The following is a 24,304-nucleotide window of genomic DNA, read 5'->3' on the forward strand; positions in this document are numbered from 1 at the left end:
GTTTTATGACTACCTCGCCGGCCACCCCCGTTAGCCCGAGCAACGCAGCGAACCCGAAGGGCCGCGTAGTCGGGTGCCCCTTGGCTCGCCGTGAAGGCGAAAGGCCAACTGGGTAACAGCGCAGTGCATAAAGTGCTCAGCGGACTGGAAGGACCATCCTGGTGACATGTGATGGACCTTTTTAGCGGTAAATCCAACGCACGGCTAGCGCCCCAGGCGCCCAGCGCTATTGCTCCTTCGCCCGATCAGCCGGCGTCGGATATTGCTGGTGCAAACGCGCCATGTGTGCGTCCTTGTCGATCCAGAGCTGGTTTACCCAGGCCTGGAACTCGGCGCGAAAGGCTTCGTCTTCCTGGTAATTGCGGCCAATAAACTCGGCCGGAATCGGCTTGAGTTCCAGGTGCATGACGACGTGGGTGACCTTGCCGCACATCAGCCCCCAGAAGCTCGGGTTGCCGCCGGGGTAGTGGATGGTGATATCCAGCAGCGAGCGCAACTGCTCACCCATGGCATCGAGCACAAAGGCGATGCCGCCGGACTTGGGTTTGAGCAGGTACTTGAATGGCGACTGCTGTTGCTGGTGCTTGGCGGGAGTCAGGCGGGTGCCTTCGAGAAAGTTGAAGATGGCCACCGGCGTGCTTTTGAACTTCTCGCAGGCCTTGCGCGTGGTCGCCAGGTCCTGCCCGGCCTTTTCCGGGTGCTTGGCCAGGTAGGCCTTGGTGTAGCGCTTCATGAAGGGAAAGTCGAGGGCCCACCAGCACAGGCCGATCACCGGCACCCAGATCAATTCCTGCTTGAGGAAGAACTTGAGCATCGGCATATGGCGGTTCAGTACGTGCTGGAGGGCCAGAATGTCGACCCAGCTTTGGTGGTTGCTGGTGACCAGATACCAGCCGTTGTAGTCCAGTCGCTCGCGTCCTTCGATGTCCCAGCGAATATTGCCGCTAAGGGCCATCCAGCCGCTGTTGCAGCGCATCCAGAATTCGGCAACGCTGATCATCACCCGGGTGCACCAGGTGCGCAGCGCGGGTATCGGTATCAGCTTGATCAGCGCGAAGACAAACAGAATAGGCGCATGCACCAGGGTGTTAAGCACCAGCAGCAGTGCGGCAAGGGTGCCCCGTACGGGGGCAGGCAGAAACGACAGCATGGGTTCGGCTCGTCCAGGGCCGCCCGCAGGCGGCCATTCTTATTGGTCTCAGACGACGTTCACGGCGTGGTACCCGCGTATGCGGCTGTCGTCTATTCGTTGTTGTAGGCCTGGATGGCGGTCAGCGCAATGGTATAGACGATATCGTCGACCAGCGCGCCGCGAGACAGGTCGTTCACCGGTTTGCGCAGGCCCTGCAGCATGGGGCCGACGCTGACCACGTTGGCACTGCGCTGTACCGCCTTGTAGGTGGTATTACCGGTGTTCAGGTCAGGGAAGACGAACACCGTCGCCTGACCGGCCACCGGGCTGTCTGGCGCTTTCTGGCGGCCGACACTGGCGATGGCGGCGGCATCATACTGGAGCGGGCCGTCGAGCAACAGTCCGGGCTCGCGTTCGCGGGCCAGACGGGTTGCCTCGCGGACTTTCTCGACTTCGCTGCCGCTGCCGGAGGTGCCGGTGGAGTAGCTGATCATTGCCACGCGCGCCGGAATCCCAAAGGCTTCGGCCGAGCGCGCGCTCTGAATGGCAATCTCTGCCAGATCCTCGGCGCTGGGGTCGGGGTTCACCGCGCAGTCGCCGTAGACCAGCACCTGCTCGGGCAGCAGCATGAAGAAGATCGATGACACCAAGTTGTAACCGGGGGCCGTCTTGATCAGCTGAAACGCCGGGCGAATGGTGTTGGCGGTGGTGTGAATGGCGCCAGACACCAGCCCGTCGACCTCATCTAGCGCCAGCATCATGGTGCCGAGCACCACGTTGTCTTCAAGCTGTTGCAGGGCCATGGGCTCGTTCAGCCCCTTGCCCTCGCGCAGCTTGACCATGGGAGCCACGTAGCGCTCGCGCACCTGATCCGGGTCGACGATCTGCAGGCCCTCGGGCAGGGCGATGTGCTGGGCGCGGGCTACCGCTTCAACCGACTCGCGTTTGGCCAGCAGGATGCAGTTGGCGATGCCCCGGCGCTGGCAGATGGCGGCGGCCTGCACTGTGCGCGGTTCGTCGCCTTCGGGCAGCACGATGGTCTTGGCGGCGTGCTGGGCCTGGCGCACCAGCTCGTAGCGGAACGCCGGCGGCGACATGCGCTTTTCGCGCGGTGTGTCGCAGCGTTTGGCCAGCCAGACATGGTCGATATGGCTGGCGACAAAGTCGGTCACCTTCTCGGCGCGCTCGCGGTCGTCGATCGGGATCTCGCGGTTCATGCGGTCGAGCTGGGTCGCGGTGGCGAAGGTGTCGGTCGGTACGCCGAGAATTGGCAGCCCCTGGTCCAGTGCCGGTTGGCACAGCTGGATGACGCGCGGGTTGGGCTCATAGCCGCCGGTCAGCAGCAGGCCGGCCAGCGGTGTGCCGGACAGCGAGGCGAGCGAGCTGGCGATGATGATGTCATCGCGATCACCCGGAGTGACAATCAGCGCGCCAGGGCGCAGCAGGTGAATGATGTTGGGCACCGTGCGGGAGCACAGCGCCATTTCCATCACCCGGCGTTGCTGCATGTCGCCGGCATGGAAGGTGGTAGCCCTGAGCAGCTCCGCGATGTCGGAGGTGCGTGGCGCGTTCAGCTCTTCTTGCCAGGGCACGCAGCCGATCAGTCGGAAGTCGTCGGTATCGAGCCGGCTGGAGGCCTCGCGCAGGCTCTGGGCAAAGTCCTTCAGGGTGCTCTTGAGCGTCGGGCGGTCAGGGATGTCGGCGCTGGTTTCGGTGGCCAGTGCCTTTACCTTGTTGATGATCACGCCCAGCACCTTCGGATGCTTGAGGCCGCCAAAGGTCTGGGCGTTGATCTCGATACGATCGGCCAGCGTGGCGAAGTCGTCACCGTCCGGGGCGGTTACCAGAATCACGTCCGCATCCAGGCTCTTGGCCAACTGCTGGTTGATCTGGCTGGCGTAGTTGCTTTGCCGGGTGGGGACCATGCCTTCTACTACGACAACGTCTGCCTCCAGGGCGGCCTGCTGATAGCGGCTGACAATCTCTTCCAGCACCTCGTCCAGCTCGCCCATGGCGAGCTGGTGCTCTACCTGGGACAGCGTCATCGCAGGCGGCGGCGTCAGGCCAAGGGTGCGGCTGATCAGCTCGCTGGAGCGCTCCGGGCCGTCGTCGCCCGGGTGTGGCTGAGCGATGGGCTTGAGAAAGTGCACCTTCAGGCCGGTGCGCTCCAGGGCGCGAATCAGGCCGAGGCTGGTGGAGGTAAGACCGACCCCAAAACCAGTGGGGGCGACAAAGAAAGTGTGCAGGCTCATGCCATTGGGCTCCTTGGCTGCGTGTCGAGCAGGGTGAGGCTCTCGTCGGCGATCTGGCGTTCCTCGTCGGTTGGTATCACCAGAATGGCCGGTGAGCCTTCGGCTTCCACCCGGCCAGCCTCGCCGCGCGGCAGCAGGCTGTTGCTGTCCGGATCCAGCTGCAGGCCCATGACGGCCAGATGCTTGACCGTCAGTGCGCGGGTCAGCGCGGAGTTCTCGCCAATGCCGCCGGTGAAGATCAGGCCGTCGATGCGCGGCAGCGCGACCGCCAGCCCGGCCAGCGAGCGGGCGAGGCGATAACAGAATACCTCGATCGCCAGCTGCGCGCCGCTGTGACCGTCGGCGCGGGCCTGTTCCAGCTCGCGCATGTCGTTGGACAACCCGGAGAGTCCGAGCAGGCCGCTTTCGCGGTTGAGCAGGTGCTCGATGCGCGGCAGGTCCCAGCCGAGTGTGCGCGCCAAGTGCGCGTGCAGGTTCGGGTCCACGTCACCGCTGCGGGTGCCCATGACCAAGCCCTCCAGCGGCGTCAGGCCCATGCTGGTATCCATGCTGCGACCATCCAGCACCGCGCAGCTGGAGCAGCCGTTGCCCAAGTGGGCGGTCAGCCAGGCGCCGGTGCCGCGCTCCTTGCCACAGAGCACGCTGGCCTGGTCGCTGACGTATTTGTGGCTGGTGCCGTGAAAGCCGTAGCGGCGCACACCGTGCACCGCGTACAGCTCGTCGGGCAGGGCGTAGCGAAAGGCGTGGGGCGGCATGCTCTGGTGGAAGGCCGTATCGAAGACAGCGAATTGCGGCGTGCCCGGTAGCAGCTTCAGGGCAGCGCGAATGCCGGTCAGGTTGGCCGGGTTGTGCAGCGGTGCCAGCGGTGCGTTGGCCTGGATGCCGGCAATCACCTCGTCATCGATCTGGCGCGCGCTGGTGAAGCGTTCGCCGCCGTGTACCACGCGGTGGCCCACCGCGCTGAGCGGCTGGTCCAGGTGGGAGTCCACCAGCGGTAGCAAGGCGTCCAGCGCGGCGAGGTGATCGGCACCGGACAGCTCCCGTTCCAGACCGTCCGAGGTGGACAGGCGGGCCTGGGCTGTATTCAGGCGCTCGGCGATCGCCTCGAAGATGGCGCCGGCGGTGTTCTCGCGGCGCAGGGCCACTTTGATGGAGGAGCTGCCCCCGTTAATGACCAGTACGAGGCGGTTTGTCATGGTACGAGCGAATTCCTTTCAGCCGAATCTGGAGTTATGGACCGCATTGAAGCCGGTGGGTTCGACCATCTTCCGGTGCCCCTCCTGTCGGGTCAAGCCGTGCGTTTCTGGGCTATAGCGCGTACACTTTGGGCTTGGGAAGCGCAGATTAATCAGCGCTTCCCCTGTTACCCCAAAACCACAGGAAAGAGATTATGCAGATTGCTGCCAACAAGGCCGTGTCCATCGACTACACCCTGACCAACGATGATGGCGAAGTGCTGGATTCGTCCGTCGGTGGTGCGCCGCTGGTCTACCTGCACGGTGCCGGCAACATCATTCCGGGTCTGGAAAAGGCGCTGGAAGGCAAGCAGAGCGGTGACGAGATCAAGGTGACTGTCGAGCCGGAAGAGGCTTACGGTGACTTCAATGCAGAGCTGATTGCGGTGCTGGGTCGCAATATGTTCGAAGGTGTCGACGAGCTGGAAGTGGGCATGCAGTTCCACGCCTCCGGCCCCGACGGCAGCATGCAGATCGTCACCATCAAGGCACTGGAAGGTGACGAAGTGACTGTCGATGGCAATCACCCGCTGGCTGGCGAGCGTCTGACCTTTGAAGTGAAGGTCGTTGAAGTGCGCGACGCCCAGGACGAAGAGATCGCTCACGGTCACGTCCACGGTGAAGGTGGTCATCAGCACTGATCGCTGATGCGCCAGAAAACCGGGCTCAGGCCCGGTTTTTTTGTATCTGCGGCTGGCTGTTCTGATAGTGCTTTATCACTAATATTTATGGTGTGTATTTATGGCTATCAGTCAAAGTTGACCGGTCGTATAGTGTTCGCATGAACGCTATCCAAGACAAACGCGCGCGCATTCTGGCCTCCGGCACCGCGGTCATGCTGCGCAAGGGCTACAACGGCACTGGAGTGCAGGAAATCACCCAGGGTGCCGGTGTACCCAAGGGGTCTTTCTATCACTACTTCGAAAGTAAGGAAGACTTTGCCATTCAGGCGCTGCACTACTACTACACGCCGCGTATCGAGCGTTTTGCCGATGCGTTGAGTGCGCCACAGCTGTCGCCGCGCGAGCGTATCCTGCGCTGTTACCGGGATCTGGTGGGGTATTTCGCCAATCAGGAGCAGCCTAGCCACCAGTGTTTTATCGGTAGCCTGTGTCACGAAATGGCAGAGGAGAGCCAACCCATCGGTTACGCTGCCAGCGCCATTCTGCAGCGCTCCAATCAGGTGTTGGCAGACTGCCTGTCCGAGGCGCAGGCTGCGGGCGAGATCGCTGCGGATCAGGACCCGGCCGCGCTGGCCGGCTTTGTCAGTGCCGCCTGGGAGGGGGCGCTGCTGCGTATGAAGGCCGACCGTCAGATCGGTCCCTTGCGCGTGTTCATTCAGCAGCTGGAGCGCTTGCTGCAGCCTTGAAAACCATTCCATAAAGACAAGACGACTGGTCAGCTTGCAGGTTGACAAGCGTTCTGGTCAGTCCCTTTCAGGAGAGTATGTATGTCCACAACCGTAACCCCGCTGTTCAAGCCCTTCACCCTGGGCAATCTGGCGCTGTCCAATCGCATCGTGATGGCGCCGATGACCCGCAACTTCTCGCCCAAGGGCGTGCCGAATCAGGCAGTGGTCGATTACTACCGTCGCCGTGCCGAATCCGGTGTGGGCCTGATCATTACCGAAGGCACCGTGGTTGATCACGCGGCGGCCAACGGCTACCCGAACGTGCCCCACTTCTACGGTGAAGACGCGCTGGCCGGCTGGAAGCAGGTTGTTGATGCGGTGCACGCCGCCGGTGGCAAGATTGCACCGCAGCTGTGGCACGTCGGCAACGTCCGTCGCCTCGGCACCGAGCCGAATGGTGACGTGCCCGGCTACGGCCCGATGGAAAAGCAGAAAGATGGCAAGGTGCTGGTCAAGGGTATGACTCAGCAGGATATCGATGACGTGGTTGCGGCCTTTGCCAAGGCTGCCAAGGATGCCAAGGACGTGGGCTTTGACGCCATTGAACTGCACGGTGCCCACGGTTACCTGATCGATCAGTTCTTCTGGGAAGGCACTAACCAGCGCGAAGATCAGTACGGCGGCAGCATGGAGAACCGTGGTCGCTTCGCGGTCGAGATCATCAAGGCCGTGCGCGCGGCTGTGGGTGCCGACTACCCGATCATCTTCCGCTTCTCCCAGTGGAAGCAGCAGGATTACACCGCACGTCTGGCGCCGACTCCCGAGCTGCTGGAGCAGTTCCTGACACCGCTGTCTGACGCTGGCGTGGACATCTTCCACTGCTCGCAGCGTCGCTTCTGGGAGCCGGAGTTCGAAAGCTCCGAGCTGAACCTGGCTGGCTGGACCCGCAAGATCACCGGCAAGCCGTGCATCACTGTTGGCAGCGTCGGCCTGGACGGCGAGTTCCTGCAGTTCATGGTCAACACCGACAAGGTGGCCCAGACCGCCAATATCGACGGCCTGCTGGAGCGTCTGGATGCGGACGAGTTTGATCTGGTCGCCGTTGGTCGTGCGCTGCTGGTAGATCCGCAGTGGGCTGACAAGGTACGCGAAGGTCGCTTTGACGATATCGCTCCGTTCAGCCGCGACGCGCTCAAGACCCTGGTCTGAGCCGTCGTATCAGGCAGTCCGGGCTACTTGCTCGGCACTGCCTGTGCCAACGCAGGCTGCCGCCCGGCGGCCTGCAGCAGGTAGCGCTCAAAGCGCTGCACGATGCTGCTCCAGTCCAATTGGCAGGCCCGATGCCGCGCATGCAGGCGGATACTGCGCCGCCCCTCCCTGTCTGCCGTTAGCCATTGCAGATTCTCGATAAATACCCGGTCATGGGCCACGGGCGCCAGACTGCCGCTGTACCTATCCTGAATGTGCTGGTGAGCTGCCGCCGTATCAAAGGCGCAGACTGCCAGGCCCGAGGCCATGGCTTCGGTCACCACGTTGCCAAAGGTTTCGGTCAGGCTGGGGAAGACGAAGATATCGGCGCTGGCGTAGGCTGCTGCCAGCGGCTCGCCGGTCAGTGCGCCAGTAAACACGGCGTGGGGTAGGCGGCGTTGCAGTTCAGCGCGGGCCGGGCCGTCGCCGACAATCACCAGATGCAGTTTGCGGCCGCTGGTGTCCTGGGTGCTGACCTGGTCCCAGGCCTCGGCCAGCAGCGCCAGGTTTTTCTCTGGCGACAGGCGGCCCACATGCAGCATCACCAGATCGTTGTCGGCGGCGCCCCAGGTGCTGCGCAGCTCGCTGCTGCGGTGCGCGGGATGGAAGCGCCTGCAATCAACGCCGCGACCAAGCAGGCACAGGTTGTTCACGCCCAGGCGGCTCAGCTCGCGTTGTTGCGTCGAGCTGGCGACCAGCGTGCTCAACGTCTGGTTGTGAAACCAGCGCAGATAGCGCATGGCGGGCCCGTGCAGCAGCCCGAGATGGAAGTGGTCGCTGTACTGCTGGAAGTTGGTATGAAAGCCGCTGATGACCGGAATCTGCAAGCGCCGCGCGACGCGCAGCGCGGACCAGCCCAGCGGGCCCTCGGTCGCCAGATAGACGGCATCCGGGCGTTCGCGCTGCCACAGGCGACGCAACTGGTGGCCGGCCGGCAGCCCCCATTGCAGGCTGGCGTAGCCGGGGATCGGCATACCGCGTACACGGCGTTCCAGCAGGTCGCCCTGCCTGTCGCTGCCCGGGCGCTCGTCGGCCAGTGCCGGGCGTACCAGTTGCACGCGGTGCTGGCGCGCGAGCAGGCCACTGCACAGCTGGCCAAGGGTGTTGGCGACGCCGTTGATCTGCGGGGGATAGGTTTCAGTGACCAGTGCGAAGCAGCGGCCGGGCGAGTCTGGTATGGTCATGCTCCGAGTATGGACAGCCGCCATGATCGGAGCGTGACATCTTTATGACGCTTTTATGATGCTTGCTGCTCGCGCTCGCGTACCCACAGCAGGGTAGAGGCTGCCACGGCGGTCGGCATCACCAGCAGGTTGACCAGCGGAATCAGCATGCCGACATACACCGGCAGGCCAAAGCCCAGCGACAGGCTGCGGCGCGTCTGCATCCAGCGCAGCATGTCGCGAAAACCGACCTTGTCGTTATCAGCCTGATAGTCGATGTACTGCACCGCCATCATCCATACGCCAAAGGCCAGCAGCAGCGGGGAGGCGATCAGGTTCACCACCGGAATCAACGTAAGCAGCAACAGTGCCACCATGCGTGGCAGGTAGTAGAGCAGCTTGCGCAGCTCGCGGCCGACGCTGTGCGGAACCAGCATGGCGATGTCGCGCCAGCCGGTCGGCGGACTGACCTCGTTGCGCTCCTGTTCGGCGATTTTCTCCGCCAGAATGCCGTAAAACGGCGAGGCGATGATGTTGGCGACCACGCTGAAGCCAAAAAACAGCACCAGCAGGACCACCAGGGCAAACAGCGGCCACAGCAGCCATTCGACAAAGGCGGCCCAGTCCGGCAGCTGCGGCATCAGGCGCGTCATCCACAGATCGAATTGCTGAATGCCCCAGCCGATCAGTGCGCTGAACAGGATCAGATTCAGTACCAGCGGGATCAGCACAAAGCGCCGCAGGCCCGGTTGATGCAGGGTGCGCCAGCCTTCTTTGAGGTAGTCGGGGCCGCGCATGAGGTCGGTTACGTGCTTCATTGTGCCTGATCCTGGAAGGGAGTTTTCGTGCAGAATTGTGCAGTGCCTAGCCGGGCACTATAGGGGTAAACTATTTGGCTGATACAGTCTTTGCAATGTCCTAATGTGTCCGAGCGCCTTAAGCTGCGCTCCATTGTCCTGGAGAATGGGATGAGCGTTCTGGTAAACCGTGCGGCGCCGGATTTTGTCGCGCCGGCCGTGCTGGCCGATGGCAGCATCGTTGATGCCTTTGACTCAAGCAGTCTGCGTGGTCGTTATGTGGTCATGTTTTTCTGGCCGCTGGATTTCACCTTTGTCTGCCCCTCGGAAATCATTGCGCACAACAATCGCATGGACAAATTCCGCGCGCTGGGGGTTGAGGTGGTGGGGGTATCCATTGACTCGCAGTTCACCCACTTTGCCTGGCGCAATACGCCGGTGGAGCAGGGTGGTATCGGACCGGTGGATTTCACCATGGTCGCCGATGTGCGACATGAGATTACCCGTGCCTACGGCATCGAACATGAGGATGGGGTGGCGTTGCGTGCCTCCTTCCTGATTGATCGTGCGGGTATCGTGCAGCATCAGGTGGTGAACAATCTGGCGCTGGGCCGTGAAGTGGATGAGATGATCCGCTTGGTCGAGGCGCTGCAGTTCACCGAAGAGCACGGCGAGGTCTGCCCGGCCGGCTGGCGCAAGGGGCAGAAGGGTATGCAGGCCAGTGCCGCAGGCGTTGCCAGCTATCTGGCGGAGCATGCCAGCGAGCTGTGATCGAATTCGTTTTTGGGGCGGTCACGTTGTTCCGGGGACCCCTTACCCCTGACTGCCCGTTTTATTACTGCCGCCAGTACGCTGGCGAATTGGGAGGTTTACATGTCTGAAGTGCGTCACGCCCGTCTGATCATCCTCGGCTCCGGCCCTGCTGGCTACAGCGCTGCAGTCTACGCTGCGCGCGCCAACCTCAAGCCGCTGCTGATCACCGGGATGCAGATGGGCGGTCAGCTGACCACGACCACCGAGGTGGACAACTGGCCGGGCGACGTCGAAGGCCTGCAGGGTCCGGACCTGATGGAGCGGATGCGCAAGCATGCCGAACGCTTTGAGACCGAGATCCAGTTTGACCACATCAACAAGGTCGATCTGACCAGCCGCCCGCTCAAGCTGTGGGGCGACAGCGGCGAGTATCAGTGCGATGCACTGATCATCGCCACCGGTGCGTCGGCTCGCTACCTCGGTCTGCCCTCTGAAGAGGCCTTTATGGGCAAGGGCGTGTCTGCCTGCGCGACCTGTGACGGGTTCTTCTATCGTAATCAGGACGTCTCGGTGGTGGGTGGCGGCAACACGGCGGTTGAAGAGGCCCTGTACCTGGCCAATATCGCCAAGAAGGTGACCCTGGTGCATCGCCGTGACAGCTTCCGCGCCGAGAAGATTCTGGTCGACAAGCTGATGGCCCGTGTCGCTGAAGGCAAGATCGAGCTGAAACTCAACGCCACGCTGGACCAGGTGCTGGGTGACGACAGTGGCGTGACCGGCATGCGCATCGCCCTGAACGGCGGCGGCACTGAGGACATCGCCCTGGCAGGTGTCTTTATTGCCATCGGCCACACACCCAATACCGGCCTGTTCGAAGGGCAACTGGAGATGAAAGACGGCTACCTGAAAATCAACAGCGGCACTGAAGGTAATGCCACTCAGACCAATATTCCGGGGGTGTTTGCCGCAGGCGATGTCGCCGACCACGTTTACCGTCAGGCGATCACCTCTGCTGGTGCTGGCTGCATGGCGGCGCTGGATGCGGAGCGGTTCCTCGACGAGCTGTAATCTGATGGTCCGAAACCCCGCCTCGACGGTCGCGTCGAGGCGGGGTTTTTGCTTGGCAGGAGGCGGGGTAAATGGAAGAGTGGATCATGGTGATCGGGCTGACGCTGATGGCTGGCATGGCGATGCCGGCGGGAGCCCTGCTGGCCGGCGTGGAGTCCATCCGACCCAATTGGCTGGATGAAGAGCGTCGCCACGGCATTATCGCCTTCGGTGGTGGGGCTTTGTTGTCGGCGGTGGCGCTGGTGCTGGTGCCCGAGGGGATCGAGGTGCTGTCGCCCGCCAGTTCCGCATTCTGGTTTGTCCTTGGCGGAGCGGCCTTCATGGGGCTGGATCTGCTGCTTTATCGCATCAACACCCCGGCCAGTCAGTTGGCCGCCATGCTGTCCGACTTTATTCCCGAGTCCATCGCCCTTGGCGCCGCCTTCGCCGCTGGGGGTTCCGGTGGGGTGCTGCTGGCCTGCCTGATGATGCTGCAGAATCTGCCTGAAGGCTTTAACGCCTGTCGTGAGCTGCGTGCCAGTACCCACTACGCTGTGCGCAGGGTAACCGCGCTGTTTGCCCTCATGGCCTTGCTTGGCCCGCTGTGTGGCCTGCTCGGCTACGGCTGGCTGGCGCAATTCCCGAGCGTTGTTGCGGGGGTAATGCTGTTCGCCGCCGGCGGTATCTGCTATTCAGTATTTCAGGACATCGCGCCGCAGGCGAAGATTGATCGTCACTGGGCGCCGCCCATGGGCGCGGTGCTCGGTTTTGTGCTGGGGATGGTCGGTCATCAGTTGACGATGGCCTGAGCCTGCCAGCGTTTACCGGTCGCCTCTGTCCCTCTGCGGTGACGGCGGTAACCTCACTGAAAAGGAATATCGTTATGAAAACCCTCTCTGCCCTGGCCGCCGCTGGTCTGCTTGTGGTCGCTGGCAACGCTGCTGCCAGCAGCTTCGTCGGCACCACCGATACCATCGGCTCTTCGCTTGCTAATAGCGTAGAAGGCACCAGTGATGCCTCCACTGGCGGCAACAACAAGGTGGTCATGCAGGCGCGTGATGATGCCGCCAGCTTTGTTGCCAGCAACGGCGCGATTCGTGGTGTTCAGCTGGAAGCGGCGCTGCAGCAGCTGCGTGCGCAGCAACCGGGCCTGGAGGCCAGTGACATGCAGCTGGCCGAGGATATTCTCGCCCAGTGAGCAGTTCGCGCCGCAGCGCTGTGTACCTCGTGCGCATGACGCTGCGGTTGCTGCTGTTGCTGTTGCTGGCAACGCCGGCCTCTGCCGCTCTGCGGTTTGTTGCCGAGCTGGATGGGCTGGATGCTGCCGAGAGTGCATTCACAGGTGAGCTGACGCGCGCTGCGCAGGCGTCCTTGCCGCCGCAGTTAAAGGCGCAGCTGGATGTGGCTGTGCCGCTGGCCTGGTCTGCGGGGCTGCCGGCAGGCGTCAGCGGGCGTGCTACGGCGGGTGGTCGCCTGCAGCTTGATCGGCGTCTGCTGCAGCAGCGTGACCAGGCATTGGCCCTGTGCACGCTGCTGCACGAGGTGATACATCTGTACGACCGTCTCGGCCCGCCAGCCAGGCTGCGCTGGTACTGCGGCGCTCGCCTGCAGACGCAGGGCGCAGTAGGGTTGCCGGCGGGGTGCCGCGGGCAGGGCGAGCGGCGTTTTCGCCTGAGTGATGATCCGCGCCTGTTGGATCTGGCCGGCTGGCCGCAGCGGGTGGCTTCGCGTGGTGAGCGAGAAGCGGCCAATGATCAGGTGTTGCGCTCCCCGGATGCCTATGAGCTGGATAGCCCCGCCGAATTTGTCGCCGTCAACGCAGAGTACTTTCTGCTGGACCCGGATTACGCCTGCCGCCGGCCGGCGCTGCACGCCTACTTCACTGCGCACTTTGAAGGCTGGTCGCCGGAGGCGGCTGCCTGTGCCGACAGCTATCCCTATCTGAATGCCGCCAGCGGCCCCGATCAGCCCGTGGTTGGCTGGCTTGATCCGGAGCGTATCTATGCCGTGCATTACCTGCTGGCTGAGCCTAACGAGGAGTGGGCGAGCCGCTGGGGGCACAGCATGCTGCGGCTGGTGGTCTGCGCGCCGGGTCGTGTGCGCGGTCCGGACTGCATGCTCGATCTGGACCAGCACTTGGTGCTGTCTTTCCGCGCCTTCGTCCAGGACGTGCAGCTATCGCACTGGGACGGGCTGGTAGGGAATTATCCTTCCCGCCTGTTCATGCTGCCGCTGGCTCAAGTGGTGGATGAATATACCAAGCTTGAGCTGCGCGCCTTGCGTTCCGTGCCCCTGTTGCTGAGCCGAGAGCAGATTGCCGGCGTGGCGCAGCAGAGCGCCATGCTGCACTGGAGCTATGACGGGCGTTACTACTTTGTCAGCAATAACTGTGCAGTTGAGACACTCAAGCTGTTACGCACCGGGACCGACAGCCCAAAGCTGCTGGATCTCGACAGTCAGACGCCGATAGGGCTGCTGCAGGCGCTGCAGGCGCGGAGCATGGCTGATGCCAGCGTACTGGGTGACCCGGCCGAGGCGCTGCGGCTGGGCTATCGCTTTGATTCCTATGCCGAGCGTTACCGGCAGATATTCCAGCCGCTGCGCGCCGAGCTGGGCTTGCCTGCCGAGGAGGTCGAACACTGGCTGGCACTGCCGCCCGCCGAGCGCCGGCCCTGGTTTGCTGCTGCGGATCTGCGCGCGAGCGCCGGCTTGTTGTTGCTGGAGCAGGCCGCCGTGCGACGGGAGCTGCTGGCCGCACAGCACAGTCTCAAACTGCGCTATCTGGACGGCGACGCGGAGGAGGCCATGCGTGAGGCCGGTGACCTGATTGGTCAGTTGCTGCTGGAGCGCGGTTTTCTCAGTCGACCGGCTGATCTCCTGCCCGAGGGTTACGGGTTGCCGCAAGCACGCGAGTGGCAAATGCTGGAAGCACGTTCGCAGCAGCGAGGCGCAGCGTTGCTGCAGCTGGAAAAGAGGCTGGACGCGGCATTGCCGGCGCTGCTGTCTGCTGCCCAGCAGGCACGCTTGCAGGGCGGGCAGGATAATCTGCAGCTGTTACGCGAACGCATCAAGGCGCTGAGAGGTGAGCAATAGTCAGGGGGATGGCTCCATTCACAGAACGCGAATGGTGCCCCGAGGGAGAATCGAACTCCCACTCTGTTACCAGAAACGGATTTTGAATCCGTCGCGTCTACCAATTCCGCCATCGGGGCTTGCCGGGCGCAGTGGCTGCGCAAGACAGGCGCGGAGTATAAGGAGCCGGGATGGCTGTGGTCAATCCTGTTGGCGACTGACAGATCGCGAATGTGGTGGTTTTCCGCTACTATAGCGGCCCTTTTTTCTGCCATTTCGGATCCGCTTGCCGCATGCGCCTCAGTGATTTTGATTTTGAGCTGCCCGACGACCTGATCGCCCGCCACCCGCTGGCCGAGCGGCGTGGCAGCCGTTTGCTGTGTCTGGACGGGCCAAGCGGCACGCTTGAACACCGTCTGTTCGTGGACCTGCTGGAATACCTGCGCCCGGGTGACCTGATGGTGTTCAACAATACGCGGGTCATTCCGGCGCGGTTATTTGGTCGCAAGGCCACGGGCGGCGCGCTGGAAGTCTTGGTCGAGCGGGTGCTGGATGAATATCGGGTGCTGGCGCATATTCGTTCCAGCAAGTCGCCCAAGCCCGGCAGCCAGATTGTGATTGATGGCGGCGCCGAGGCCGAGATGGTCGCCCGGCATGATGCCTTGTTCGAGCTGCGCTTTGCCGAGCCGGTGCTGCCGCTGCTGCAGCGCGTTGGTCATATGCCGCTGCCGCCCTATATCGATCGTCCTGATGAGGATGCCGATCGCGAGCGCTATCAGACGGTTTATGCCAAGCGCGAAGGCGCGGTGGCAGCGCCCACTGCCGGCCTGCACTTTGATCAGCCGCTGCTCGATGCCATCGCCGGGCTGGGTGTGGAAACCGCCGAGGTGACCCTGCACGTTGGCGCCGGTACCTTTCAGCCGGTGCGCGTCGAGAAGATTGAAGACCATGTCATGCATCAGGAGTGGCTGGAGGTCTCGCCTGAGGTGGTGGCGGCGGTCGAGGCCTGCAAGGCGCGGGGCGGGCGGGTGATTGCCGTGGGCACCACCAGCGTGCGCTCGCTCGAGTCGGCAGCGCGCGACGGTGAGCTCAAGCCCTTCAGTGGCGATACCGACATCTTTCTGTATCCCGGTCGGCCGTTCCATGTGGTGGATGCGCTGGTCACCAACTTTCATTTGCCCGAGTCGACGCTGCTGATGCTGGTGTCGGCCTTTGCCGGGTACCCGGAAACCATGGCCGCCTACCGTGCAGCCGTGGCCGAGAAGTACCGTTTCTTCAGCTACGGTGATGCCATGTTCATCACCCGCAACCCGGCCCCGACCGGCCCTGAGGTATCGTCATGAGTCATATGTCCTTTGAACTGCTTGCCACCGATGGCAAGGCGCGCCGCGGGCGTCTGACCTTTCCGCGCGGGGTGGTGGAAACCCCGGCGTTTATGCCGGTGGGCACTTACGGCACGGTCAAGGGTATGTTGCCGCGTGACATCGAGGCCATTGGCGCGCAAATCATCCTCGGTAACACCTTCCATCTGTGGCTGCGCCCGGGTACCGAGGTGATCAGCAAACACGGCGACCTGCATGACTTCATGCAGTGGCAGGGGCCGATTTTGACCGACTCTGGCGGCTTTCAGGTGTTTAGCCTTGGCGCCATGCGCAAGATCAAGGAGGAGGGGGTGTACTTCTCTTCGCCGGTTGACGGTGCCAAGGTGTTCATGGGGCCGGAAGAGTCGATGCAGGTCCAGCGCGCGTTGGGCTCAGACATCGTGATGATCTTCGACGAATGCACGCCTTACCCCGCTGACGTCGATACCGCGCGCCGCTCCATGGAGCTGTCGCTGCGCTGGGCCAAACGTTCCAAGCAGGCGCATGGTGACAATCCCTCGGCACTGTTCGGCATTATCCAGGGCGGCATGCACGAAGAGTTGCGTCTGCGCTCGCTCGAAGGGCTGAGCGAGATCGGTTTTGACGGTCTGGCCATTGGCGGTCTGTCGGTCGGCGAGCCGAAGGAAGAAATGATCCGCGTACTGGATTTTCTGCCCGGCCACATGCCGCCGGAAAAACCTCGTTACCTGATGGGAGTAGGCAAGCCCGAAGATCTGGTGGAAGGTGTGCGTCGCGGCGTGGACATGTTCGATTGCGTGATGCCCAGCCGCAATGCGCGCAACGGGCATCTGTTCACCGAGGCGGGCGTGATCAAGATTCGCAACGCGGTGCACCGCCATGACGAGTCGCCGCTGGACCCCGCATGCGATTGCTATACCTGCCAGCACTTCTCCCGCGCCTATCTGCATCACCTGGACAAGTGCGGCGAAATGCTGGGCAGCATGCTCAATACCATCCATAACCTGCGGCATTATCAGCGGCTTATGGCAGGTTTGCGCGGTGCCATCCAACAGGGTACATTGAGCGCCTTTGTGGATAACTTCTACGCCAAACTGGGCCGGCCGGTACCGCCGCTGGAGCCCTGAGCGTCCGCGGATGTGATCAGCGCAGCTCGGCGCTTGAATAGTGTCCGAAGCGCCCCCATAACCGATTTTTCGCAGTTCAATAACAGGAGCGTCACATGAGCTTTTTCATCCCCGCCGCCATGGCACAGTCAGCAGGCGGAGCCGCACCGGCGGGTTCCGGTTTCGAGTGGATTTTTCTGATCGGCTTCGTGGTCATCTTCTATCTGATGATCTGGCGCCCGCAGGCCAAGCGCGCCAAGGAGCACAAGAATCTGCTGGCCGGTCTGTCCACAGGTGATGAAGTGGTAACCGGCGGTGGCATCCTGGGTAAAGTGAAAAAGGTGACCGACGAGTTCGTGGTACTGGAAGTCGGCGACAGCCAGGAACTGAAGTTCCAGAAAGGCTCGATCGTGGCTGTGCTGCCCAAGGGCACGCTGAAAGCCATCTAATCCCCTCGTAGACCTCCGTTCCGGGCGCCGATCAGGCGCCCGGACTGCTTCAGGCCCTGATATGCTCAATCGTTACCCCCTCTGGAAATACCTGCTGATCGTGGCCGTGCTGGCGCTGGGCCTGATCTATGCAATGCCCAACCTGTATCCGGATGATCCGGCCATTCAGATTTCCGGCGCCAGCTCCACGCTGGAAATCCAGCAGTCCGATCTCGACCGTATCGAGCAGGCGCTGGCCGCCGCCAACCTGCCGACCAAAGGCACGGAGCTCGGCACCAATGGCCGCTCAGGCCTGGTGCGTCTGGTCAATCGCGCTGATCAGCTGAAGGCGCAGGATGTGGTGCGCGACGCGCTGGGGCGCGATTATGTGGTGGCGCAGAATCTGGCGCCGACCACGCCCGAGTGGCTGAGCAATATCGGTGCTGGTCCAATGACGCTGGGCCTGGACTTGTCCGGTGGTGTGCACTTCCTGCTGCAGGTGGACATGGATAAGGCCATTGAGTCGCGGGTTAACGTCTACCAGAGCGAGATTCGCGGCCTGATGCGTACCGAGGGCCTGCGCTATCGCAGTCTGCCAACCCAGGGCAACACCCTGCAGTTTGGCTTTGCTGATGAAGATCAGCGCAGCGAGGCGCGCCGCCTGATTACCCGGCAGTACAATCAGTTCACGCTGGAAACTGCCGAGCGTCAGGAGCAATACGTTCTGCAGCTGACGCTGACCGAGGCTGAGATTGCCGCCATTCGCGATTACGCGGTGAACCAGAACCTGACCACCGTACGCAACCGGGTTAACGAATTGGGTGTGGCCGAGCCGCTGGTGCAGCGTCAGGGTGCTGATCGCATCGTGGTCGAGTTGCCGGGCGTGCAGGACACTGCCGAGGCCAAGCGCGTACTGGGCAAGACCGCCAACCTGGAGTTTCGTCTGGCTGCCGAGCCGGACGCGCCCCGTGCGACCACCGAGTCCTTTCCCTTCCGTAGCAGCGAAGGACGCGTCGCAGACGTCGAGCGCAGCATCATCATTACCGGTGACCAGGTTACCGATGCGCAAGCCAACTACGACGAAAACGGTCGCCCGCAGGTCAACATCAACCTCGACAGTCACGGCGGCGAGCTGATGAACCGCGCCACGCGCAGCAACATTGGGCGCGGCATGGCGGTGCTGTTTATCGAGCAGCGTCAGATCAGTCGTACGGTTACCGAAGAGGTTGATGGCGTGATGCAGGAGGTCGAGGTTCCGGCCTTTGTCGAAGAGAAGTCGATCATCAGTCTGGCGACCATTCAGAGCGCGCTGGGTACCCAGTTCCGCATTACCGGTCTGGATTCGCCGGCCGAGTCTTCCGAACTGGCGCTGCTGCTGCGTGCCGGTGGTCTGGCGGCGCCCATGCACTTTGTCGAAGAGCGCACCATCGGCCCGAGCCTGGGGGCAGAAAACATTGCCAAGGGTGTGACCGCGACCCAGGTCGGCTTTATCGCCGTGCTGGTGTTCATGATCATCATCTACCGCGCCTTTGGTGTGTTTGCCAGCATCGCCTTGAGCTTCAACCTGATCCTGCTGATTGCGTTGATGTCCATGTTGGGGGCTACCCTCACGCTGCCGGGTATCGCCGGTATCGTGCTGACGCTGGGTATGGCGGTCGACGCCAACGTGCTGATCTTCTCGCGTATCAGGGAAGAGATATTTAACGGCATGTCGCCCCAGCGTGCGGTGCACGAAGGTTTCGACAAGGCCTTCTCGGCGATTATCGACGGCAACCTGACGACCCTGCTGGTGGGTGTGATTCTGTTCGCCATGGGCTCGGGGCCGATCAAGGGCTTTGCCGTCACCCTGTCGCTGGGGATCGTGACCTCGATGTTCAGTGCCATTATGGTGACCCGCGCCATGGTCAACCTGGCCGTTGGCGGTCGCGATGTGAAGAAGCTGTGGCTCTGAGGAATACGCAATGAACATCAATAGAACTATCAATTTCCTCGGCCTGCGCAAGTTCTTCTTTGGCGTAGCTGTCGTGCTGATGATTGCCTCGCTGGGCAGTCTGGTCGTCAAGCAGCTGAATCTGGGCTTGGACTTCACCGGCGGTGCGCTGGTTGAGCTTAACTACAGTGAAGCGGCTGACCTGGAAGATATTCGTCTTACCCTGCGTGAAAACGGCTGGGACGACGCGGTTGTGCAGAACTTTGGCGCTTCCACCGATGTGCTGATCCGGTTGCCCAGTGATGACCCGAATCTGGGTAATCAGGTGGCGGACATGGTCAAGCGCGCCGAAGGTGGCGAGGTCGTGGTCAAGCGAGTCGAGTTTATCGGGCCGCAGGTCGGTGAGGAGCTGCGTGACCAGGGCGGCCTGGGCATGCTGCTGGCCATTGGCGGCATTCTGCTTTATGTGTCCCTGCGCTTTCAGATGAAGTTTGCAGTCGCGGCCATTCTGGCTCTGGTGCACGACGTGATCTTCACCCTGGGGTTCTTTGCCTTCTTCGGTTTGTCCTTCGACTTGACCGTACTGGCAGCCCTGCTGGCGGTGATTGGTTACTCGTTGAACGACACTATCGTGGTGTTTGACCGTGTTCGCGAGAATATCCGGGCGATGCGGCATACCGATCTGGTGGAGATCATCAACGTCTCCACCACCCAGACCCTGGGGCGGACGCTGGCAACCTCGTTCTCGACCATTCTGGTGCTGCTGGCGCTGTTCTGGTTTGGTGGCGAGAATATCCATGGCTTCGCGACCGCGCTGTTGATCGGCGTGGGTGTGGGCACCTACTCGTCCATCTATGTGGCTGGCGGCCTGCTGGTGACGATGAAGCTCACCCGCGAAGACCTGATCCCGCCGCAGGTGGAAGAGGCGGTCGACGAAAGGCCCTGAGCGCAGGCGTTGCCTGCGCAGCTGCAAGCTGCAAGCTGCAAGCTGCAAGAAAACCCGTGCCGGAACTGAATCCGGCGCGGGTTTTTGCTTTTCTGGGTGGCTTGAAGCTTGCGGCTTGTAGCTTGCAGCTCAAAAAAAGGCCCACACCGGTCAGGATGTGGGCCTCTTTGTTCTGCCCCGTACGGCCAGCTTGCCGCTTGAGGCTTACAGCTTGTAGCTTGTCTATTTACATCTTCATGCTGGGCGTCAGGTGCGGCTGGATGGCGGTCAGCACGGCCTTGAAGCATTTGGGGTTGCCGGCAACGATCTGACCCTTCTCCAGGAACTGGTGGCCACCGTTGAAGTCGCTGCACAGACCGCCTGCTTCCTGAATCAGCAGGGCGCCGGCGGCCATATCCCACTCGGCCAGGCCGAATTCCCAGAAGGCGTCAAAACGGCCTGCGGCCACGTAGGCCAGATCGAGGCTGGCGGCGCCGGCCCGGCGGATACCGGCGGTCTGGCCGACCAGGCTGCGGAACATGCCCAGGTAGTTGTCCAGTGAGTCAATCTGGTTGGCGCGGAACGGGAAGCCGGTGCCCAGCAGCGCGCCGTCCAGGGTCTTGCGGGTGCTGACGCGCAGGCGGCGACCGTTCAGCGCTGCACCGCGACCGCGGCTGGCGGTGAATTCTTCCTGACGGATCGGGTCCAGCACCACGGCGTGCTCAGTGCGACCTTTTACGCGGCAGGCGATGCTGACAGCAAAGTGCGGTACGCCGCGAATGAAGTTGGTGGTGCCGTCCAGTGGGTCAATGATCCAGACGGTGTCGGCGCCGTCGCCGTGGCCAGGTTGGAAGCCGCTTTCCTCCGCCTGGATGCTGTGGTCAGGGTAGGCCTTGCGCAGTTGGCTGATGATGGCCTGCTCGGCGGCGCGATCCACTTCCGACACATAATCGCGCGCGTCCTTTTCGTCCACGGTGAGCACATCAAGGCGTTCCATGGAACGGTAAATGAGCTCTCCTGCGCTGCGCGCGGCACGCAGGGCGATATTCAGCATGGGCTGCATAGGGCTATGTCTCTGTCGGGGGAATGATGAAAAGCCGGAAATTGTAGCAGAAGTGTAGGTGAACAGAAATGGATCATGGCTATCGCAGCAAGGCTTTTGTAAGATGCAGGGTCCATTTTCTGGCGTGAAGGGTCCGCTGTGCTTAATAACGTGCGTGTGGTGTTGGTCAACACCAGTCATCCCGGCAACATTGGCGGCGCCGCCAGGGCCATGAAGAATATGGGGTTGAATCAGCTGGTGCTGGTCGATCCGGTGCGCTTTCCGGACCCTGACGCCAACTCTCGCGCATCGGGCGCGGATGATCTGCTGAGTAATGCGCGGATTGTCGCGACCCTGGATGAGGCTATTGCCGACTGCACCTTGGTCATGGGTACCAGTGCGCGAGATCGCCGTATCCCCTGGCCCGTGGTTGACCCGCGTGAGGCGGCGGATCTGGTGCTGGATCAGTCGGCGCTGCCCGAGGCGCAGATTGCGCTGGTCTTCGGTCGCGAGGACTCGGGGCTGACCAGTGACGAGCTGCAGCGCTGTCAGTATCACGTACATATTCCTTCCATGCCTGATTTCAGCTCGCTGAATCTGGCTGCGGCGGTGCAGGTGCTGGCTTATGAGCTGCGCATGCAGGGGCTGCAGCGCGAGGGCGCACCGACCAAGATGCACAAGGTCGAGACCACGGCGGTCTTTAATGAAATTCCGGCGACGGCGGGGGAGTTGGAGCAGTTTTATCAGCATCTGGAGCAGGTGCTGGTTGAAATCGGCTTCCATGACCCTCAGAAACCACGGCAGCTGTTGCCGCGTTTGCGTCGCCTCTACGGGCGGGTGCACCTTAATCGGATGGAAATGAACATCCTGCGTGGCATCTTGACCGAAACCCAAAAAGCCATCGGCGTAAAAGCGGCCGGTGAGCGGAGATCCTGACCATGTTTGCTCGGATGAAAGAAGATATCGCCAGCGTATTCCACCGTGACCCTGCCGCGCGCAACACGCTGGAAGTGCTGACCTGCTATCCCGGCTTGCATGCGGTCTGGCTACACCGTGTGGCGCATGCGCTGTGGGTGCGCCGTGCCTTTTTGCTGGCGCGTATGGTCTCGCACCTGGCGCGCTGGCTGACCGGGATCGAAATTCACCCTGGCGCCCAGATCGGTCGCCGCTTTTTTATCGACCACGGCTTTGGTGTGGTGATCGGTGAAACCACCGAAATCGGCGACGATGTCACGCTCTATCAGGGCGTGACCCTGGGTGGCACGAGCTGGGATCAGGGTAAACGTCACCCAACGCTGGAAGACGGTGTGGTCGTGGGCGCCGGTGCCAAGGTGCTCGGGCCTTTCACGGTCGGAGCGGGTGCCAAGATCGGCTCCAACGCGGTGGTCACCAAGGCGGTGCCGGCCGGTGCCACGGCGGTGGGTATTCCGGGGCGGATTATTCCCAAAGAGCCGGAGCCTGAGGCCAAGACAGAGCAGCAGGTCAAGCGTGAGGCGATGGCCGAGAAGCTGGGCTTTGATGCCTATGGTGTGAGTCGCGACATGCCGGATCCGGTGGCTCGTGCCATCGGTCAGATGCTCGACCATATGCATGCGGTGGACAGCCGACTGGAGGGCATGTGCAAGGCGCTCAGCGAGCTGGGCAGTGACTACTGCGCCAAAGAATTGCCAACCCTGGGTGGCGAGGATTTCGAGTTGCTGAAGGATGAGTCGCAACCGTCGGTTGAAGTGGACGCTGCCAGCGACAGCAAGGCCTGAGGTGATATGAAACAGCCTATTTATCTGGATTATGCGGCGACCACGCCGGTTGATCCGGCGGTAGCCGAGAAAATGATTGCCTGCCTGACCATGGACGGCAACTTTGCCAACCCGGCTTCGCGCTCGCACGTCTACGGCTGGAAGGCCGAGGAGGCGGCAGAGAATGCCCGTCGTCAGGTGGCGGATCTGGTGGGTGCAGACCCGCGCGAGATTGTCTGGACCTCTGGTGCCACCGAGTCGAACAATCTGGCCATCAAGGGCATGGCTCATGCGCTGAGTGCACGCGGTCGCCACTTGATTACCTCCACTATCGAGCACAAGGCGGTGCTCGACTGTTTCAAGCAGTTGGAGCAAGAGGGGTACGAGGTCACCTGGCTGCAGGCTGACGCCAGCGGCGTAATTGCGCCCGAGCAGTTGCGCTCAGCGCTGCGCGAGGACACGGTGCTGGTCTCGCTGATGCACGTGAACAACGAGATTGGCACGATCAACGATATTCGCGCGCTGGGCGAGCTGGCTCAGGGCGCTGGTGCCGTGTTTCATGTTGATGCGGCGCAGTCGACCGGCAAGTTGCCGATTGACCTGAAGACCCTGCCGGTCGATCTGATGTCCTTCAGCGCTCACAAGACCTACGGTCCCAAGGGGGTGGGTGCGCTGTTTGTGCGGCGCGGCCTGATGCCGCGGCCGCAGGCGCAGATTCACGGTGGCGGCCACGAGCGTGGGTTGCGCTCGGGTACGCTGGCAACCCATCAGCTCGTTGGTATCGGCGCTGCGTTCGAGCTGGCCGGCCAGGTGCGCGAGCAGGAGAGCGCACGTATCACGGAGCTGCGTGATGCGCTGCTTGCAGGGCTGGAGGGGCTTGATGGGGTTAGCCTTAATGGCAGTGCCGAGTTACGCGTACCGCATAATCTCAATCTGGCCTTCGCCGGTGTGGATGGCGAGCTGCTGCTGCTGTCGCTCAAGGAGCTGGCGCTGTCCAGCGGGTCAGCCTGTACCTCGGCCGCCGTCGAGCCGTCGTACGTGCTGCGCGGCATCGGCCTGAGCGATGAGTTGGCCCATAGCTCCATTCGTCTGTCGTTGGGGCGTTATACCAGCCTGGAAGACGTGGAGCGCGCCGCCCAGGTCATCTGTCAGGTGGTGCCGCGCCTGCGTGCAAGCTGACGGTCCGCCGTCAGCTATGCTGCTGTTATCTATTTGTCTTTAACCTGCGTATAATCCGCAGGTTAACCATCTTTTGTAATTTCATTCTGTAACTATCTGTCTGGAGAGTTTTATGGCCGTTGAACGCACCCTGTCCATCATCAAGCCCGATGCCGTTGCCAAGAACGTCATTGGCGAGATTCTGACCCGTTTTGAGCAGGCTGGTCTGCGCGTTGTCGCAGCCAAGATGGTTCAGCTGTCCCAGGCCGATGCCGAAGGCTTCTACGCCGAGCATAAAGAGCGTCCCTTCTTCAAGGATCTGGTTGGCTTCATGACCTCTGGCCCGGTTGTTGTACAAGTGCTGGAAGGTGAAGGCGCGGTACTGAAGAACCGTGACCTGATGGGCGCTACCAACCCGAAGGAAGCCGCTGCCGGTACCATCCGCGCCGACTTCGCCGAGTCCATCGATGCCAACGCCGTGCATGGTTCCGACTCCACCACTTCCGCTGCCCGTGAAGTGGCTTACTTCTTCGCCGAAACCGAACTCTGCCCGCGCTAAGGCCGGGTCTGGTTCTCTCAGCCGAGTGAT

The 24,304-nt window shown here is 62.2% G+C and carries 23 protein-coding genes and 1 tRNA gene; 17 read left to right on the plus strand and 7 right to left on the minus strand.

Features of this window, described 5'->3' with window-relative positions; translation table 11 throughout:
* Positions 1–226: 226 nt before the first annotated feature.
* The 3 genes from ASB58_RS01430 to ASB58_RS01440 all read right to left on the minus strand — a co-directional run bounded on the left by ASB58_RS01430 (position 227) and on the right by ASB58_RS01440 (position 4,580).
* Complete coding sequence (locus tag ASB58_RS01430) at positions 227–1,150, minus strand: 1-acylglycerol-3-phosphate O-acyltransferase, YihG family (RefSeq protein WP_118129103.1); 924 nt, start codon at positions 1,148–1,150, stop codon at positions 227–229.
* A 92-nt stretch (positions 1,151–1,242) separates the two neighbouring features.
* On the minus strand, positions 1,243–3,378 hold the full coding sequence (gene pta, locus ASB58_RS01435) for a phosphate acetyltransferase (RefSeq protein ID WP_118129965.1): 2,136 nt from the start codon (positions 3,376–3,378) through the stop codon (positions 1,243–1,245).
* 2 nt (positions 3,379–3,380) lie between these two features.
* Positions 3,381–4,580 carry an acetate/propionate family kinase gene (locus tag ASB58_RS01440; RefSeq protein WP_118129104.1) on the minus strand — a complete coding sequence of 400 codons (1,200 nt, stop codon included), beginning with the start codon at positions 4,578–4,580 and terminating at the stop codon, positions 3,381–3,383.
* Positions 4,581–4,774: 194 nt separating this feature from the next.
* Between ASB58_RS01440 and ASB58_RS01445 the strand changes: the two genes are divergently transcribed.
* From ASB58_RS01445 to ASB58_RS01455, 3 genes are all read left to right on the plus strand, one after another.
* Complete coding sequence (locus ASB58_RS01445) at positions 4,775–5,260, plus strand: FKBP-type peptidyl-prolyl cis-trans isomerase (RefSeq protein ID WP_118129105.1); 486 nt, start codon at positions 4,775–4,777, stop codon at positions 5,258–5,260.
* Positions 5,261–5,400: 140 nt separating this feature from the next.
* A complete protein-coding gene (locus ASB58_RS01450; protein WP_118129106.1) occupies positions 5,401–5,988 on the plus strand; it encodes a TetR/AcrR family transcriptional regulator in 588 nt (195 codons plus the stop codon).
* 81 nt (positions 5,989–6,069) lie between these two features.
* On the plus strand, positions 6,070–7,179 hold the full coding sequence (locus ASB58_RS01455; protein ID WP_118129107.1) for an NADH:flavin oxidoreductase: 1,110 nt from the start codon (positions 6,070–6,072) through the stop codon (positions 7,177–7,179).
* A gap of 23 nt (positions 7,180–7,202) precedes the next feature.
* On the opposite strand, the gene ASB58_RS01460 is transcribed toward ASB58_RS01455, so the two are convergent.
* Positions 7,203–8,426: a glycosyltransferase family 4 protein gene (locus ASB58_RS01460; RefSeq protein ID WP_407920646.1), complete on the minus strand. Its 1,224-nt coding sequence runs from the start codon at positions 8,424–8,426 to the stop codon at positions 7,203–7,205.
* Between the two features lie 29 nt (positions 8,427–8,455).
* On the minus strand, positions 8,456–9,199 hold the full coding sequence (gene cysZ / locus ASB58_RS01465) for a sulfate transporter CysZ (RefSeq protein ID WP_118129109.1): 744 nt from the start codon (positions 9,197–9,199) through the stop codon (positions 8,456–8,458).
* A 150-nt stretch (positions 9,200–9,349) separates the two neighbouring features.
* On the opposite strand from cysZ, the gene ASB58_RS01470 reads away from it, so the two are divergent.
* From ASB58_RS01470 to ASB58_RS01490, 5 genes are all read left to right on the plus strand, one after another.
* Positions 9,350–9,949 (plus strand): peroxiredoxin, encoded by a 600-nt coding sequence (locus tag ASB58_RS01470; protein ID WP_083727529.1) that lies wholly within the window; start codon positions 9,350–9,352, stop codon positions 9,947–9,949.
* 102 nt (positions 9,950–10,051) lie between these two features.
* Complete coding sequence (gene trxB, locus ASB58_RS01475) at positions 10,052–10,999, plus strand: thioredoxin-disulfide reductase (protein WP_118129110.1); 948 nt, start codon at positions 10,052–10,054, stop codon at positions 10,997–10,999.
* A gap of 71 nt (positions 11,000–11,070) precedes the next feature.
* Positions 11,071–11,787: a ZIP family metal transporter gene (locus tag ASB58_RS01480; protein WP_096003937.1), complete on the plus strand. Its 717-nt coding sequence runs from the start codon at positions 11,071–11,073 to the stop codon at positions 11,785–11,787.
* Between the two features lie 74 nt (positions 11,788–11,861).
* A complete protein-coding gene (locus tag ASB58_RS01485) occupies positions 11,862–12,176 on the plus strand; it encodes a DUF2388 domain-containing protein (RefSeq protein ID WP_118129111.1) in 315 nt (104 codons plus the stop codon).
* A gap of 35 nt (positions 12,177–12,211) precedes the next feature.
* Positions 12,212–14,071: a DUF7844 domain-containing protein gene (locus tag ASB58_RS01490; protein WP_118129966.1), complete on the plus strand. Its 1,860-nt coding sequence runs from the start codon at positions 12,212–12,214 to the stop codon at positions 14,069–14,071.
* A gap of 32 nt (positions 14,072–14,103) precedes the next feature.
* On the opposite strand, the gene ASB58_RS01495 is transcribed toward ASB58_RS01490, so the two are convergent.
* Positions 14,104–14,190 (minus strand) — tRNA-Leu (locus ASB58_RS01495).
* Between the two features lie 153 nt (positions 14,191–14,343).
* Here ASB58_RS01495 and queA point away from each other — a divergent pair.
* The 5 genes from queA to secF all read left to right on the plus strand — a co-directional run bounded on the left by queA (position 14,344) and on the right by secF (position 19,800).
* On the plus strand, positions 14,344–15,393 hold the full coding sequence (gene queA, locus ASB58_RS01500) for a tRNA preQ1(34) S-adenosylmethionine ribosyltransferase-isomerase QueA (RefSeq protein ID WP_096003940.1): 1,050 nt from the start codon (positions 14,344–14,346) through the stop codon (positions 15,391–15,393).
* 5 nt (positions 15,394–15,398) lie between these two features.
* Positions 15,399–16,517 (plus strand): tRNA guanosine(34) transglycosylase Tgt, encoded by a 1,119-nt coding sequence (gene tgt / locus ASB58_RS01505; RefSeq protein WP_165771233.1) that lies wholly within the window; start codon positions 15,399–15,401, stop codon positions 16,515–16,517.
* Positions 16,518–16,612: 95 nt separating this feature from the next.
* Positions 16,613–16,945: a preprotein translocase subunit YajC gene (gene yajC / locus ASB58_RS01510; RefSeq protein WP_083727541.1), complete on the plus strand. Its 333-nt coding sequence runs from the start codon at positions 16,613–16,615 to the stop codon at positions 16,943–16,945.
* Between the two features lie 61 nt (positions 16,946–17,006).
* The gene (gene secD / locus ASB58_RS01515; protein WP_118129112.1) at positions 17,007–18,875 is read left to right on the plus strand and encodes a protein translocase subunit SecD; all 1,869 of its coding nucleotides are present in this window, start codon (positions 17,007–17,009) and stop codon (positions 18,873–18,875) included.
* A 10-nt stretch (positions 18,876–18,885) separates the two neighbouring features.
* Positions 18,886–19,800: a protein translocase subunit SecF gene (gene secF, locus ASB58_RS01520; protein WP_096003942.1), complete on the plus strand. Its 915-nt coding sequence runs from the start codon at positions 18,886–18,888 to the stop codon at positions 19,798–19,800.
* 226 nt (positions 19,801–20,026) lie between these two features.
* On the opposite strand, the gene suhB is transcribed toward secF, so the two are convergent.
* Positions 20,027–20,842 carry a type III secretion system regulator SuhB gene (gene suhB / locus ASB58_RS01525; RefSeq protein ID WP_118129113.1) on the minus strand — a complete coding sequence of 272 codons (816 nt, stop codon included), beginning with the start codon at positions 20,840–20,842 and terminating at the stop codon, positions 20,027–20,029.
* Positions 20,843–20,980: 138 nt separating this feature from the next.
* Between suhB and ASB58_RS01530 the strand changes: the two genes are divergently transcribed.
* The 4 genes from ASB58_RS01530 to ndk all read left to right on the plus strand — a co-directional run bounded on the left by ASB58_RS01530 (position 20,981) and on the right by ndk (position 24,274).
* Positions 20,981–21,757, plus strand: a complete 777-nt coding sequence (locus ASB58_RS01530) for an RNA methyltransferase (RefSeq protein ID WP_096003944.1) — start codon at positions 20,981–20,983, stop codon at positions 21,755–21,757.
* 2 nt (positions 21,758–21,759) lie between these two features.
* Positions 21,760–22,578, plus strand: a complete 819-nt coding sequence (gene cysE / locus ASB58_RS01535) for a serine O-acetyltransferase (protein WP_118129114.1) — start codon at positions 21,760–21,762, stop codon at positions 22,576–22,578.
* Between the two features lie 6 nt (positions 22,579–22,584).
* Positions 22,585–23,736 (plus strand): IscS subfamily cysteine desulfurase, encoded by a 1,152-nt coding sequence (locus tag ASB58_RS01540; RefSeq protein ID WP_118129115.1) that lies wholly within the window; start codon positions 22,585–22,587, stop codon positions 23,734–23,736.
* 112 nt (positions 23,737–23,848) lie between these two features.
* Positions 23,849–24,274: a nucleoside-diphosphate kinase gene (gene ndk / locus ASB58_RS01545; protein ID WP_096003947.1), complete on the plus strand. Its 426-nt coding sequence runs from the start codon at positions 23,849–23,851 to the stop codon at positions 24,272–24,274.
* The last annotated feature ends 30 nt before the right edge of the window (positions 24,275–24,304 follow it).

This window comes from Pseudomonas abyssi, assembly GCF_003444685.1.
GTDB classification, from domain to species: Bacteria; Pseudomonadota; Gammaproteobacteria; order Pseudomonadales; family Pseudomonadaceae; genus Halopseudomonas; species Halopseudomonas abyssi.

What these genes read in the sequence shown, in the direction of transcription:
- ASB58_RS01430 (WP_118129103.1), bottom strand. Translation starts at nt 1,150, where the DNA reads ATGCTGTCGTTTCTGCCTGCCCCCGTACGGGGCACCCTTGCCGCACTG.
- ASB58_RS01440 (WP_118129104.1), bottom strand. Translation starts at nt 4,580, where the DNA reads ATGACAAACCGCCTCGTACTGGTCATTAACGGGGGCAGCTCCTCCATC.
- ASB58_RS01445 (WP_118129105.1), top strand. Translation starts at nt 4,775, where the DNA reads ATGCAGATTGCTGCCAACAAGGCCGTGTCCATCGACTACACCCTGACC.
- ASB58_RS01450 (WP_118129106.1), top strand. Translation starts at nt 5,401, where the DNA reads ATGAACGCTATCCAAGACAAACGCGCGCGCATTCTGGCCTCCGGCACC.
- ASB58_RS01455 (WP_118129107.1), top strand. Translation starts at nt 6,070, where the DNA reads ATGTCCACAACCGTAACCCCGCTGTTCAAGCCCTTCACCCTGGGCAAT.
- ASB58_RS01460 (WP_407920646.1), bottom strand. Translation starts at nt 8,426, where the DNA reads ATGGCGGCTGTCCATACTCGGAGCATGACCATACCAGACTCGCCCGGC.
- cysZ (WP_118129109.1), bottom strand. Translation starts at nt 9,199, where the DNA reads ATGAAGCACGTAACCGACCTCATGCGCGGCCCCGACTACCTCAAAGAA.
- ASB58_RS01470 (WP_083727529.1), top strand. Translation starts at nt 9,350, where the DNA reads ATGAGCGTTCTGGTAAACCGTGCGGCGCCGGATTTTGTCGCGCCGGCC.
- trxB (WP_118129110.1), top strand. Translation starts at nt 10,052, where the DNA reads ATGTCTGAAGTGCGTCACGCCCGTCTGATCATCCTCGGCTCCGGCCCT.
- ASB58_RS01480 (WP_096003937.1), top strand. Translation starts at nt 11,071, where the DNA reads ATGGAAGAGTGGATCATGGTGATCGGGCTGACGCTGATGGCTGGCATG.
- ASB58_RS01485 (WP_118129111.1), top strand. Translation starts at nt 11,862, where the DNA reads ATGAAAACCCTCTCTGCCCTGGCCGCCGCTGGTCTGCTTGTGGTCGCT.
- ASB58_RS01490 (WP_118129966.1), top strand. Translation starts at nt 12,212, where the DNA reads ATGACGCTGCGGTTGCTGCTGTTGCTGTTGCTGGCAACGCCGGCCTCT.
- queA (WP_096003940.1), top strand. Translation starts at nt 14,344, where the DNA reads ATGCGCCTCAGTGATTTTGATTTTGAGCTGCCCGACGACCTGATCGCC.
- tgt (WP_165771233.1), top strand. Translation starts at nt 15,399, where the DNA reads ATGTCCTTTGAACTGCTTGCCACCGATGGCAAGGCGCGCCGCGGGCGT.
- yajC (WP_083727541.1), top strand. Translation starts at nt 16,613, where the DNA reads ATGAGCTTTTTCATCCCCGCCGCCATGGCACAGTCAGCAGGCGGAGCC.
- secD (WP_118129112.1), top strand. Translation starts at nt 17,007, where the DNA reads ATGCTCAATCGTTACCCCCTCTGGAAATACCTGCTGATCGTGGCCGTG.
- secF (WP_096003942.1), top strand. Translation starts at nt 18,886, where the DNA reads ATGAACATCAATAGAACTATCAATTTCCTCGGCCTGCGCAAGTTCTTC.
- suhB (WP_118129113.1), bottom strand. Translation starts at nt 20,842, where the DNA reads ATGCAGCCCATGCTGAATATCGCCCTGCGTGCCGCGCGCAGCGCAGGA.
- cysE (WP_118129114.1), top strand. Translation starts at nt 21,760, where the DNA reads ATGTTTGCTCGGATGAAAGAAGATATCGCCAGCGTATTCCACCGTGAC.
- ASB58_RS01540 (WP_118129115.1), top strand. Translation starts at nt 22,585, where the DNA reads ATGAAACAGCCTATTTATCTGGATTATGCGGCGACCACGCCGGTTGAT.
- ndk (WP_096003947.1), top strand. Translation starts at nt 23,849, where the DNA reads ATGGCCGTTGAACGCACCCTGTCCATCATCAAGCCCGATGCCGTTGCC.